We start from the raw sequence: 12,617 nt of genomic DNA, 5'->3' as shown, positions 1-12,617 counted from the left end.
AGGTCCGCATGAGCGACTCCCTTGATCTCAGCCTGGACGGCGTAGAACGCCGGTCACTGGCCGACTTCACAGAACAGGCCTACCTCAACTACTCCATGTACGTGATCATGGACCGGGCCTTGCCGCACATCGGTGACGGCCTCAAGCCCGTACAGCGGCGTATCGTGTACGCCATGAGCGAGTTGGGGCTGGACGCCGATTCCAAGCACAAGAAATCGGCGCGTACCGTCGGCGACGTGCTCGGCAAGTTTCACCCGCACGGTGACTCGGCCTGTTACGAAGCGATGGTGCTGATGGCTCAGCCGTTCAGCTACCGCTACACGCTGGTCGACGGCCAGGGTAACTGGGGTGCACCGGACGATCCCAAGTCTTTCGCGGCCATGCGTTACACCGAAGCACGTTTGTCGCGCTACTCCGAAGTGCTGCTCAGCGAGCTGGGCCAGGGCACGGCGGACTGGGTGCCGAACTTCGACGGCACAATGGACGAGCCTGCGGTGTTGCCTGCGCGTTTGCCGAACATTTTGCTCAATGGCACCACCGGCATTGCCGTGGGCATGGCCACCGACGTGCCGCCGCATAACCTGCGCGAAGTGGCCACTGCCTGCGTGCGTTTGCTCGACGAACCCAAGGCCACGGTTGAGCAGCTGTGCGAACACATTCAAGGCCCGGATTACCCGACCGAAGCTGAAATCATCACCCCGCGCGCCGATCTGTTGAAGATCTACCAGACCGGCCGTGGCTCGGTGCGCATGCGGGCGGTGTATCACGTTGAAGACGGCGATATCGTTGTCACCGCGTTGCCGCACCAAGTGTCGGGCGCCAAGGTGCTGGAGCAAATCGCGGCACTGATGCAGGCCAAGCCGACCAAGCTGGCCATGGTCACCGACCTGCGTGACGAGTCAGACCACGAAAACCCGTGCCGTATCGTGATCATCCCGCGCAACAACAAAGTCGATCTCGACGAACTGATGCAGCACTTGTTCGCCGTGACCGAGCTGGAGTCCACGTTCCGGGTCAACATCAATATCATCGGCCTGGACGGTAAGCCGCAGCTGAAAAACCTGCGTGCCTTGCTGGTGGAATGGCTGGAGTTTCGCATCAACACCGTGCGCCGCCGCTTGCAGTTCCGCCTGGACAAAGTCGAGCGCCGCCTGCACCTGTTGGACGGCTTGCTCACCGCGTACCTGAACCTCGACGAAGTGATTCACATCATTCGCACCGAGGAGCACCCCAAGGCCGAGCTGATTGCCCGTTTTGGCCTGACCGAAACCCAGGCCGACTACATTCTCGACACACGCTTGCGCCAACTGGCCCGCCTTGAAGAGATGAAACTGCGCGACGAGCAGGACGCGCTGCGTAAAGAACAAGCCAGGCTGCAAGCCTTGCTCGGCAGCGAAGCCAAGCTGAAAAAGCTGGTGCGCACTGAGTTGATCGAAGACGCCAAAACCTATGGTGATGACCGTCGTTCGCCTATCGTGGCCCGTGCAGAAGCCAAAGCGCTGTCGGAAAACGAGCTGGTGCCGACTGAGCCGGTCACGGTTGTGTTGTCTGAAAAAGGCTGGGTACGTTGCGGTAAAGGTCATGACCTCGACGCGACGGGCTTGTCCTATAAAGCAGGCGATGGCTACAAAACAGCGGCGGCGGGGCGCTCTAACCAATTTGCCGTGTTCATCGACTCCACCGGGCGCAGCTATTCGGTGGCGGCCCACACCTTGCCGTCGGCCCGTGGTCAGGGTGAGCCGTTGACCGGCCGCCTGACACCGCCACCGGGTGCCAATTTTGAATGCGTGTTGCTGCCTGAAGACGATTCGCTGTTCGTGATCGCCTCCGACGCCGGTTATGGCTTTGTGGTCAAAGGTGAAGACCTGCAAGCCAAAAACAAAGCGGGCAAAGCGTTGTTGAGCTTGCCTAAAGGCGCCAAGGTGATGCAGCCGCGTCCCGTCACGGATCGCGAGCACAACTGGCTGGCCGCCGTGACCACCGAAGGGCGTTTGCTGATTTTCAAAGTCAGCGATTTGCCGCAGTTGGGCAAGGGCAAGGGCAACAAGATCATTGGCATTCCCGGAGATCGGGTAGCCAGTCGCGAAGAGTACGTGACTGATATTGCCGTGCTGCCAGATAACGCCACGCTGGTGTTACAGGCGGGCAAGCGCAACCTGTCGCTCAAGCCGGATGACCTGGAACATTACCGTGGTGAGCGCGGGCGGCGTGGCAATAAATTGCCACGTGGCTTCCAGCGCGTGGACGCGATGTTGGTAGAAACGCCAAATTAAGCCGATTTAGAGCGTCCGATCTGCGTTTTTTCGCGTAGATCGGCGCTACGAGGCTGGAGTCGAACCGGATATTCGCGGATGATATGGCGCACTTCTGGCATCGCTCATGGCGACGAGCCCAACGAATTTTTCGAGAATCACACTGTGGCGTGCCTGATGGTTGCCACCTGGATGGAATGATGAACGTTCTGCGCCTTCCTTTAATTGCGTTGCTGACGGGCGTGCTCGGCTTGGCGGGGTGCGCCACGCACCAGCCTGCGGCCTTGTACCAACTGGACAGCGGCACACCCGGCCAGCCTGCGCAAAGCGCTGGCATGGCGGTGGTACTTGGCCCGGTGACCGTGGCTGACTACCTGCAACGTGAAACCTTGTTACAACGTCAAAGCGACGGCAGCCTGAGTGCGGCCACTGACGGTCGGTGGGCGGGTAGCTTGTCGGCTGACATCGACCAACTGCTGCTTCGTCAACTGGCCTGGCGCCTGGACAGTCAGCGCGTTGTGTTGTCGCCAGCCCCGGCGAGCTTCAGTCCTGACGTGCAAGTCTTGCTGTCGATCACGCGGTTGGATTCCGGCAAAAATCAGCCTGCGATCCTGGATGCCCAGTGGCGCTTGATTGATCGTCGCGGCCAGGTACGTGACAACCGCATGGTGCATCTGGAGAAGTCGCACGATGGCTCTACGGCCTCGCAGGTCAAGGCGCAAGGCGAGTTGTTGCAACAGATGAGTCAGCAATTGGCAGTGGCGCTTAAGCCGTTGGCCAATCAACCGCCTGTGGTGGATGCGCGCAAGCCGGAACCCAAGCCTGCTGCAAAGCAAGAATCTGAAAAGCCTCGCATTCCGATGGCTTCACCGATTCGTACCGACATGGAAGTGTTTCGCTTCTGAGCCGGTGGCTGAAACCAAAAAATCCCGCACATGTGCGGGATTTTTTTTGGCGCCTCAAAAGCCGTTCACCCGCAGGGTGAGGGGCTGCAACGGTTACCCGCGTTTCTCATGCATGCGCGCCAGTTGGCGTTCGAGCATCGAGGGGTAAGGTTCCATCAAGCGTTCTACGCAACAGGCACCTTCAGGGCTGGCAATCGGGCGGATACGCGCACGTTGGCGAATAAGGGCATCGTCACTGATCTTGCGTTCCACCAGCAGCAGGTTGCGGCTGTGTTGCGACAGTGCCAAAGCATCCTGCGCCGTTTCAGTCAGCAACAGGTCGATCTGGCTCATGCCCGTCAGCCCTTCGCCCAGCACCAGGCCCAATTGCAATTGCAGGGTGATGCCGCTGTCAGCCACTTCAATTTGCAAGGCATGGCCCAAGGCGCGCAGCAACTCGCCGCAGCATATGGCGTTGGTCAGGTAGTCGTCGCCGCTCTCTTCGCTGTGGAACAGCATCAGCGTACTGCCATCGTTCAATGTATGCAGTTCGCTTTCGTACAACGATGCCGCCTGTTCAAGGCAATCGCGATAGCGCTCAAGCAGCTCGGTCAAACGCGCGCGGGGCAGGCGGCGCAGTTGGTCTTGCGCGCCCAGTTGCACGGCCAGTACTGCGCTGGGTTGCGGCGCGGCAGGTACGAGCGGTTTTGGCTTAGCCTGCGCAACAGGGGCAGCACTGTTGTCACGCACATCGGCAAACGGGTCTTCTTCGGTGTCGTCTTCTTCGGCGTGGATCACATGACGCGCAACGGCTTTTGGCGCAGGCACAGCCGGCGTTTCGTCAAAGCTTGGGTCGCGCAGGCTGCGCACCTCAAAATGAGGCTCGTGATCGTCGGCGTCCTCGTAGTCGCTGTCGTCGTACTCCGGCTCAGGTTCTGGCTCGGGTTCCGGGGCCGGTGGTGCCAGACGCGTGTGAAGCTGACGCGCCAGATCGCCGATTTCATCCTGACGGTTGATGGCCGGGGTGTACGGGTCGGGTTCGCGCAGCCAGACACGCAGTTGCAGCAGCGGGGTCGAAATATGACGGCCCAGACGCAAGCTCAAGGCCAGGGCCAACGCCAGCAAGATAGCGCTGAGGATGCCCATGCTTTGCAGGCTGATGGTCATCGGCTGCTGGAACTGGTTCATGTCGAGGCTGATGCGCAGATGCCCGGCGGTCACGTCCTGGAACGTGATCTTGGTCTGATACATGCCCTCGGCTTCACCCAACAGTCCGTTTTTGGGACGTTCCCCGGCTTCCGCGAGGATGCGGTTGTCGACGCTATAAATAGCAGCGTGCGCCACCAAGGGGTTTTTGGTCAGGTTGTTGAGCAGCACGTTGAGGCTGAGGATGTCGTTGGACACCAGCAGCTCAGTCGCCGAGGTGGCGGTTTGCGTGGTCAGGCTCTGACCCAGCGCATCGGCTTGTTCGTGCATGGCTTGCTTGAATTGCAGGCCCATGACCACGGCGTAAATCACCAGGGCCAACGCGACCAGAATCACGTTATGGCTGGCAATACGCAGCGCAAGCGGAACGCGACGATCGCGCAAGGCCCGGAAGATCAGCAGGAAGAAGTTATCGGTTTTTACAGGCAATGGCCGGTTCACTGAGCGCGGCTCTTAGTCCGTTAAGTTGGTGCGCAGTATAGCGAGCAGCCCTGAGGCGGCAAAGCCTTGGCGATGCCCGATGGTCACTGAAAGTGGGTAGAATGCGTTTTTTTTAGCGAATGGGGGTGTGCCTTGCGCGAAATCGTCTTGATAAACATCACGGGTGAGGACCGTGCGGGTCTCACAGCGGCCATTACCGGTGTATTGGCCAACAATGGTGTGAACATGCTCGACATCGGCCAGGCCGTCATTCATGGCGTTTTGTCGTTGGGTTATCTGGTTGAGATCGAGCAAGCCGATCAGGTGTCGGCGGTGCTGAAGGACCTGCAACCCTTGATCGCCAATGAAGGGCTGCAACTGCGTTTCGACCCCATCACCGAAGCGCATTACCAGCGCTGGGTGAACGAGCAAAGCCAGAAGCGTCACGTGGTGACGCTGATGAGTCGCCAGGTCACAGCCCAACAGCTGTTGCGCGTGACCTCGGTTATCAGCCAGCACGGGTTGAACATTGAGCAGACCGATCGCCTGTCGGGCCGCGTGCCGCTGGATGCACCCACCCATCTGAGCAAAAGCTGCATCGAGCTGCGCGTGACCGGCGAAGTGGCGGACCTTGAGGCTCTACGGGCCGAGTTCTTCGACTTGTCGCAAGCGCTTAATATCGACATCGCGCTGCAAGAAGACACCCTGTTTCGGCGTAATCGCCGCCTTGCGGTCTTTGATATGGACTCGACCCTGATCGAAGCCGAGGTCATTGATGAGCTGGCAAAAGCGGCGGGCGTCGGCGACAAAGTGGCCGCTATCACCGAGCGGGCGATGGCTGGCGAGCTGGATTTCAAAGCCAGCTTCAAGGAGCGCCTGGCGTTGCTTCAAGGGTTGGACGTGGGTGTGCTGGATGCCATCGGTGCGTCGCTGCGTTTGACCGAAGGCGCAGAGGTGCTGTTCGCCGAACTCAAGCGTCTGGGCTATAAAACGGCCATTTTGTCAGGCGGCTTCACCTACTTCGCCAAACAATTGCAGGCCAAGTTGGGCATCGACTACGTATTTGCCAACGAGCTGCAAGTGGTCGACGGCAAGGTGACTGGTGTGGCGGTTGAGCCGATTGTTGACGCGCAGCGCAAAGCAGACTTGCTGCGTGAGCTGGCACAAAAGGAAGGCTTGAGCCTGGAGCAGACCATTGCGGTGGGCGATGGCGCCAATGACTTGGCCATGCTGGCCATTGCAGGGTTGGGTGTGGCGTTCCGCGCCAAGCCGCTGGTCAAGAAGTCGGCCAAGCACGCGATTTCAACCTTGGGGCTGGACGGGGTGTTGTATCTGTTGGGTCAGCGCGACCGTAACAGCCAGGGCTAAACAGAACGTGTCGTTGCGCAGGCGGCGATAAGGGCCCAAGGCCCTTCGCTTTTAGCGGGGCCGCTTTGCGACCCCTCGCAGCCTGCGGCAGCGACGACCGGTTATTCGCCCAGCTTCTGACCCATCATCACCGGCGTACCCGCCGTCAGGCCTTCGGCCCATTTCACTTGTTCTGGGCCAAACAATACGATGGCCGTCGAACCCAGTTTGAAGCGACCCAGTTCGGCCCCTTTTTCCAAGTGGATGGGTGCGCGTGCCGCTTCGTCATAACGCAAGGTTTTCAGCTCGCGCTTAGGCGGCGTCACCAGACCGGCGAATACGGTTTCAATCGATGCCACGATCATGGCGCCCACCAATACCACGGCCATCGGGCCGCGCTCGGTATCAAAAATACACACGGCACGTTCGTTACGGGCAAACAGTTCCGGCACGTTTTCGGCGGTGGTCTGGTTGACCGAAAACAGACGGCCCGGCACGTAGATCATTTCGCGCAACGTACCGGCCAGCGGCATGTGCACGCGGTGGTAATCCTTGGGCGACAGGTAAATGGTGGCAAATTCGCCGCCCATGAATTGCGCCGCAACAGCCGGGTCGCCGCCCACCAGTTCCAGCACGCTGTAGCTATGGCCTTTGGCCTGAAACACGCGTCCGTGTTCAATCGGGCCCAACTGGCTGACGGCGCCATCGGCGGGGCTTAAAACGGCGCCGGGGGTTTGATCCAGCGGGCGGGCGCCGTCTTTCAATGCGCGGGTGAAGAAGGCATTGAAGTGCTCATACGCGGTAACGTCTTCAACCAGCGCCTGGGACATGTCCACTTGATAGCGCTTGGCGAACCAGGTGGTGAAGGCATTTTTGAACCAGCGCACACGGCACTCCGCTACGCAGCCTGCCAGGCGTGAGAGCAAGTGATGCGGCAACAGGTACTGACTCAAGAGAAACAAACGCTTTTTCATTACAGGTCCTTAATGATTGACGGGCAGCTCGACGGGGGTGTCGGGGTGGTTGCCCCATTCGCCCCAGGAGCCGGCATAGCCTTTGACGCGCGGGTAACCGAGCGCCTTGGCCACCAGATACGTAAAGCCAGAACGGTGGTGAGTCTGGCAGTGGGTAATCACTTCTTTGTCTTTGCTGATGCCCAGATCTTCGAGGATCTGCGCCATGTCCGTGCGAATTCGCAGGCTGCGGTGTGTATCCATGCCGGCGGTCCATTCAAAATTGATCGCGCCGGGAATGTGTCCACCTTTGACCGCCAGCACCTTTTCGCCGTTGTACTCGGCCGGGCTGCGCGCGTCCCAAATTGCCAGGTCTGCGGCGCCCAAACGGCTTTGCACGTATTCGCGCGTGGCGGTTGGCTCCTCGTGCAGCGTCAGGGTCACCGGGTGGTGCGCGATGGGGGGTACGTCGGTAGAGGTGCCGTAGCCCTCAGCAACCCATGCATGAATGCCACCGTCTACATAGTGGTAAGCCTTGTGCCCGATCACATCCAGCAGCCAGATGAACCGACCGGCCCAACCGCCGCCTTCATCGTCGTACACCACGTAGACCGCGTTCGGGGTGTGCCCCAACTCACCGAACAGCGCTTCAAGTGCAGTGCGCGATGGCAATAAGCCGGGCGCTGGCGGTTGGCCGAGCTGGGTGCGCTTGGGGTCGACGAAGCGAGCGCCCGGGATGTGCCCGGCCGCGTAACGCGCCTCGCTGGTCAGGTCGACAATGATCACGTTGGGCGCGTTGAGCCGTGCGTGCAGATCGCATGGCTCAATCACCAGCGGCAAGCCAGAGAAGTCAGGCATGTGAGGTCTCCAGAGCGAAAAGGGGCGAATTGTAGCGCAAGCGTTAACGCCCGCGGGTGGTAAAGCTGTTTAAGGCTTTTTCGATGCACTGCGCGGTTTTGCCAAACGCCTGCACGCTGGTTTCTGAAAACGGCCCGCCGCCTTGGTCGGCCAGTATCAGCATCACCACGCGGCCATTGTTACTGATCGAGCGCAACAACAAGTGCTCGCCGGGGAACAGGCTGCGCAGGCTGTTGGGTAAGACCGCCGAAATCTGTGCATTGTTCTCAGGTGTCAGACGAAATTGTGCCGGTTGCGTCATCAGGCGTTGCAGCACCGCACTGTTTTTGATCGGCAGGCTTAAATCGAAGGCCGCTTTGGGCAGGCCGGCAATCTGGTGCACAGACAGGGTGGTCGAGGTTTTATCGGCCATCAACAGCAGCACCCGACGCATGCCGCAGGCCGTCAGCGCATCGCGGGCGCAGGTGGTCAGGTGCATTGAGTTGGTGAAGGTGCTCGGCTCGGCGAGCAATTGCCCGCACTGTTTACGCCACACCAGCAGTGACTCGGCGGAGGGCGGCGGAGCCGGTAACAAGCCGCGGTGTACGCGGCGCATTTCCCACGGCCACAACAGCGATTCGGCCGGGTGCCACAGGTCTGGCATCGAGTGATAGCGCGCACTGCTGGCTGCGTTTTGGTGAACCTGCTGTTGCAGTTCTTCAATGGGTATTTGCAGATACAGGCTGGTCAGGTACTGCCAGCGCAAATTGTGCGGCGTGTCCCAGGCTTGTTGCGCCGACAGTGCCAGGCCATTGGCCAGCAGCACGGTATTCGACGGTTGATTCAGCCAGCGGCGCAGTGCCGGGTCGGCGTCCAGTCGTTGTTGCTGGCGCAGGCGATGATGGTTGTCGCGGGCGATGTGCAGCACTTTGACCAGCGTGCGCTGTTCATCAGTAATCACCGCATAGCCCTGCAACACCCATTCGGGCAGCCGCCACAGCTGGGCCAGCGCGCGGCAGATTTCAAACAGGCGCACGCCGAACAGTTTCAGTTCGACCTTGCTTGCGCATTCGCCTTTGTGAATGACCCGCAGCTCCCATTCTTCAAGTTGCTCGGGATGCGTCAGCGCCATCGCCCATAACGGTGAGAGAAACAGCAGGCTGCCCCAGTAGATTTCTTGCCACAGGCGCGCCAGCCGATTACCAAACAAGCCGCTGGCTTGTTGCGCGGCGTGCTGGCTGATCATTTGAATTTGGCGGAATGATTGTGGGATTTCTTCCCACGGCAAGGCGGGCAAGCGCTCAAGCATTTCTTGAGTGCGCGCCAGTCCCAAACGATTAATCGCCACTTCGAGGCTTTCGGCCGGCTCGCTCAAACTGCCGTGAGTGTGGTGATTGGCGTCACGGATCAGGCTCAGCGCGAGCGCCGGGCTGTCTTGCATAAGCTCGGCAATGTCGCGCAACGAGCGGCGATTGTCGTTGATCGCCTTGCAAACGCGCTCATGACTGTCGAGCGGGATGGGCAGGCGAACGGCGTCGAGCTGCTTAACCCACGCATCGAGGGTAGAGGGGATTGGGGTCGAGCTGCTGGTTTCATTAGCCATGATGGGAGAGTGGTCATCATCCATTGTTTACACGCCCGGAGTGGGCCCAACTGGCTTTTCGCCTTTATGGCCTATAGTCTGGCGCAGTTTTGCCGATAAGGAGAAGAAGAGTTTTTTAACTCTCGAATATGACCTTGAACCCGACGCAGAAGTACCTGAATTCCTATGGCTAAAATTATCGGCATCATTGTCGTGTTCGCGAGCGTGCTCGGCGGATACGTGCTTTCCCACGGCAAGATCGGGGCGCTGATTCAGCCGTTCGAGGTCTTGATTATCGGCGGGGCGGCGTTTGGTGCCTTCCTGCAAGCCAACCCCGGCTACATGACCATGCACGTGATCAAAAAATCACTGGGCATGTTCGGCTCGCGGTTCACCCACACCTTCTACCTGGAAGTGTTGGGCCTGGTTTACGAGATTCTTAACAAGAGTCGTCGCGAAGGCATGATGGCCATCGAAGGCGACATTGAAGACGCGGCCGCCAGCCCCATCTTCGCCAAATACCCTGCTGTGCTCAAAGATGACCGGATGACGGCCTTCGTCTGCGACTACTTGCGCATCATGTCGTCGGGCAACATGGCACCCCACGAGCTGGAAGGCTTGTTCGATATGGAGCTGTTCAGCCTCAAAGAAGAGCTGGAGCATCCCTCGCACGCCGTGACCGGTATCGCTGACGGCATGCCGGGTTTCGGTATTGTGGCGGCGGTATTGGGGATCGTGGTGACGATGGCGTCGCTGGGCGACGGTGACCAGGCCATGATCGGTGTCCACGTAGGTGCCGCTCTGGTGGGTACATTCTTCGGTATTTTGGCCGCGTACGGCTTCTTCGGTCCGCTGGCCACCTCGTTGGCCCACGATGCCAAAGAAGAACTCAACGTGTACGAGTCGATTAAAGCTTCGTTGGTGGCGTCGGCCTCCGGCATGCCGCCTTCGCTGGCCGTCGAGTTTGGCCGTAAAGTGCTCTACCCCAAGCACCGTCCAAGCTTTGCCGAGCTGGAACAAGTGGTTCGCGGTCGCTGATCCATGGAAAACAATCAGCCAATCATCATCAAGCGCGTCAAGCGCTTCGCAGCGGGCCACCACGGTGGCGCCTGGAAAATCGCCTTCGCTGACTTTGCGACGGCGATGATGGCGTTCTTTCTGGTGTTGTGGCTGATGTCCACCGCGACCCCGGAACAGAAAATCGCCATTGCCGGCTACTTCAAAGACCCGATCGGGTTTTCGGAAAGTGGCACGCCGTACATCATCGACTTGGGCGGCACGCCGACGATGGCGCCGGACAACACCCTCAACCCTGAACAAAAAATGCAGCCCCAGCCGGACAAGATCACGGTCGACACCGACCAGGTGGAAGGCATGGCTGAGCAGGTCGAGAAAGAACGCCTCGAACTGCTGCTTCAGGAGTTGCAGAACAAGGTCGAAGAAAACCCGCAGCTGCGCAAATTCAAAGATCAATTGTTGTTCGAAATCACCCCGGACGGCCTGCGTATCCAGATCATGGACGCTGAAAATCGCCCGATGTTTGACGTCGGCAGTGCGCGCCTCAAGCCTTACTTCGAAGATATTTTGCTGGCCATGGCCGACACCATCAAAGCGGTGCCGAACAAAGTCAGCATCAGCGGCCACACCGATGCCACGCCGTACACCAGCGATGCGGAGTTTGGTAACTGGGAGTTGTCAGCCAACCGCGCCAACGCGGCGCGTCGTGCACTGGTGGCGGGCAGTTATCCGCAAGATCAGGTGGCGCGGATTGTGGGCTATGCGTCTTCGGTGCTGTTTGACAAGGTCAACCCGCTGAACCCGGTCAACCGCCGCATCGACATCGTGGTGCTGACGAAAAAGGCGCAGCGCGCCATCGAAGGTGAACAAGGCTCTGAACTGGCCAAGCCCGAAACGCCGACCACCCCGATTGACCCGATCACACTGCCTGCGGACCAAATCCCCCCGGCGATGCACGAAGAACGGGAAAAGCTGAACCTGTTCGACGACAAAGCGCCAGAGGCGCCGAAGCCTTAACGCTGCTTGCCCTCAGCCACTCCTCTGCCTTTGGGCGAGGAGTGGCTGAGGGGGCTTTCAGTAACTGGACTCAGGCAAGCTGGCGATGATCGAGCGGTAGCTGTTCATGCGCTGTTGCTGTACGCGGCCATCTTCGAGTGCCATCAACAAGGCACAGCCCGGCTCGCGGTCATGCTTGCAGTCGCGGAAGCGGCAGCGGCCGATCAAGTCGTTGAACTCGATAAAGCCCGCCTCAACATCGGCCCGGCTCACGTGGCCCAGGCCAAACTCGCGAATACCGGGGGAGTCGATCAAATCGCCGCCACCCGGGAAGTGGAACAGTCGCGCCGTGGTCGTGGTGTGCGTGCCCTGACCGGAGACTTCGGACAGCGGCCCGACGCGCAGGTTGACCTCTGGCAGCAAGCTGTTGACCAGCGACGATTTACCGACGCCCGACTGACCCACAAACACGCTGATATGACCGTCCAGCTGGGCTTGCAACTGTTGCATGCCGTCGCCGTGATGGGCTGACACTTCCAGCACGGGATAGCCCAGTTGACGATAAACCCCCAACAGCGCGTTCAGCGCGGGAGCGTTTTGGTCGTCGATCAGGTCGGCCTTGTTGAGCAACAGCAACGGGCGGATACCCGCGTGCTCGGCGGCGACCAGGTAGCGGTCGATCAGGTTGGCATGCGGCTCGGGCATGGGCGCGAACACAATCACGATCATGTCGACGTTAGCGGCCACCGGCTTGAGCTGGCCGCGGCTGTCTGGGCGACACAGTTCGGTTTTGCGTGGCAGTTGGGCGACGATAACGCCGATACCCTGATTGCCCGCGCGCCAAACAACAGTGTCACCCGTGACCAGCGCTGGCAGGTTGGCGCGCAAATGGCACCGGAACATCTGACCTTTGAGCTCACCTTCTTGGGCTTCGACTTCGACCTGCACACCGAAGTGCGCGATCACCAGCCCGAGTTGCTCAGGGCCCAGATCGCCCCCTTCGAGCGCTTCGACGGCACTGGATTCGCGTTTGGCGGCGCGGGCAGCGCGCTCGCCCTGGATCTTTTCGATGCGCCAGTTTTGGCGACGGTTGAGCTGGCGTTTGGCCATGGGTGTTCCGTGT

The 12,617-nt window shown here is 59.9% G+C and carries 10 protein-coding genes; 5 read left to right on the top strand and 5 right to left on the bottom strand.

Going from position 1 to position 12,617, the window contains the following annotated elements; genetic code table 11:
• Positions 1 to 8 precede the first annotated feature (8 nt).
• Positions 9 to 2,273 (top strand): DNA topoisomerase IV subunit A, encoded by a 2,265-nt coding sequence (gene parC, locus ACP7A4_RS16595; protein ID WP_426247799.1) that lies wholly within the window; start codon positions 9 to 11, stop codon positions 2,271 to 2,273.
• 176 nt (positions 2,274 to 2,449) lie between these two features.
• On the top strand, positions 2,450 to 3,157 hold the full coding sequence (locus ACP7A4_RS16590; protein WP_426247798.1) for a PqiC family protein: 708 nt from the start codon (positions 2,450 to 2,452) through the stop codon (positions 3,155 to 3,157).
• Positions 3,158 to 3,250: 93 nt separating this feature from the next.
• On the opposite strand, the gene ACP7A4_RS16585 is transcribed toward ACP7A4_RS16590, so the two are convergent.
• Complete coding sequence (locus tag ACP7A4_RS16585; RefSeq protein WP_059763524.1) at positions 3,251 to 4,783, bottom strand: AhpA/YtjB family protein; 1,533 nt, start codon at positions 4,781 to 4,783, stop codon at positions 3,251 to 3,253.
• 132 nt (positions 4,784 to 4,915) lie between these two features.
• Between ACP7A4_RS16585 and serB the strand changes: the two genes are divergently transcribed.
• Complete coding sequence (serB, locus tag ACP7A4_RS16580; protein ID WP_048364456.1) at positions 4,916 to 6,130, top strand: phosphoserine phosphatase SerB; 1,215 nt, start codon at positions 4,916 to 4,918, stop codon at positions 6,128 to 6,130.
• A gap of 101 nt (positions 6,131 to 6,231) precedes the next feature.
• On the opposite strand, the gene asd is transcribed toward serB, so the two are convergent.
• Genes asd through ACP7A4_RS16565 form a run of 3 tightly spaced genes read right to left on the bottom strand, consistent with a single transcriptional unit; the run spans position 6,232 to position 9,502 of the window.
• Positions 6,232 to 7,083, bottom strand: coding sequence for an archaetidylserine decarboxylase (gene asd / locus ACP7A4_RS16575; protein WP_203303050.1), 852 nt, complete (start codon positions 7,081 to 7,083; stop codon positions 6,232 to 6,234).
• Positions 7,084 to 7,092: 9 nt separating this feature from the next.
• Positions 7,093 to 7,920 carry a rhodanese-like domain-containing protein gene (locus ACP7A4_RS16570; RefSeq protein WP_426247797.1) on the bottom strand — a complete coding sequence of 276 codons (828 nt, stop codon included), beginning with the start codon at positions 7,918 to 7,920 and terminating at the stop codon, positions 7,093 to 7,095.
• A 43-nt stretch (positions 7,921 to 7,963) separates the two neighbouring features.
• Positions 7,964 to 9,502 carry an HDOD domain-containing protein gene (locus ACP7A4_RS16565; RefSeq protein ID WP_203303048.1) on the bottom strand — a complete coding sequence of 513 codons (1,539 nt, stop codon included), beginning with the start codon at positions 9,500 to 9,502 and terminating at the stop codon, positions 7,964 to 7,966.
• A gap of 165 nt (positions 9,503 to 9,667) precedes the next feature.
• Between ACP7A4_RS16565 and motA the strand changes: the two genes are divergently transcribed.
• Entirely contained in the window at positions 9,668 to 10,519 is an 852-nt protein-coding gene (gene motA / locus ACP7A4_RS16560; protein WP_048364453.1) for a flagellar motor stator protein MotA, read from the top strand.
• A gap of 3 nt (positions 10,520 to 10,522) precedes the next feature.
• Positions 10,523 to 11,515: a flagellar motor protein MotB gene (gene motB / locus ACP7A4_RS16555; RefSeq protein WP_059763514.1), complete on the top strand. Its 993-nt coding sequence runs from the start codon at positions 10,523 to 10,525 to the stop codon at positions 11,513 to 11,515.
• A gap of 57 nt (positions 11,516 to 11,572) precedes the next feature.
• On the opposite strand, the gene rsgA is transcribed toward motB, so the two are convergent.
• Positions 11,573 to 12,604 (bottom strand): small ribosomal subunit biogenesis GTPase RsgA, encoded by a 1,032-nt coding sequence (gene rsgA, locus ACP7A4_RS16550; RefSeq protein ID WP_048400510.1) that lies wholly within the window; start codon positions 12,602 to 12,604, stop codon positions 11,573 to 11,575.
• Between the last annotated feature and the right edge of the window lie 13 nt (positions 12,605 to 12,617).

The organism is Pseudomonas sp. TWR3-1-1, from assembly GCF_049896545.1.
In the GTDB taxonomy this organism is placed as follows: Bacteria; Pseudomonadota; Gammaproteobacteria; order Pseudomonadales; family Pseudomonadaceae; genus Aquipseudomonas; species Aquipseudomonas weihenstephanensis.
This window is presented reverse-complemented; position numbering and strand designations above follow the sequence as displayed.

Bases quoted from the DNA above. Each gene is read 5' to 3' on its own strand.
- parC (WP_426247799.1), top strand. From the start codon at position 9: ATGAGCGACTCCCTTGATCTCAGCCTGGACGGCGTAGAACGCCGGTCA.
- ACP7A4_RS16590 (WP_426247798.1), top strand. From the start codon at position 2,450: ATGATGAACGTTCTGCGCCTTCCTTTAATTGCGTTGCTGACGGGCGTG.
- asd (WP_203303050.1), bottom strand. From the start codon at position 7,083: ATGAAAAAGCGTTTGTTTCTCTTGAGTCAGTACCTGTTGCCGCATCAC.
- ACP7A4_RS16570 (WP_426247797.1), bottom strand. From the start codon at position 7,920: ATGCCTGACTTCTCTGGCTTGCCGCTGGTGATTGAGCCATGCGATCTG.
- ACP7A4_RS16565 (WP_203303048.1), bottom strand. From the start codon at position 9,502: ATGGCTAATGAAACCAGCAGCTCGACCCCAATCCCCTCTACCCTCGAT.
- motA (WP_048364453.1), top strand. From the start codon at position 9,668: ATGGCTAAAATTATCGGCATCATTGTCGTGTTCGCGAGCGTGCTCGGC.
- motB (WP_059763514.1), top strand. From the start codon at position 10,523: ATGGAAAACAATCAGCCAATCATCATCAAGCGCGTCAAGCGCTTCGCA.
- rsgA (WP_048400510.1), bottom strand. From the start codon at position 12,604: ATGGCCAAACGCCAGCTCAACCGTCGCCAAAACTGGCGCATCGAAAAG.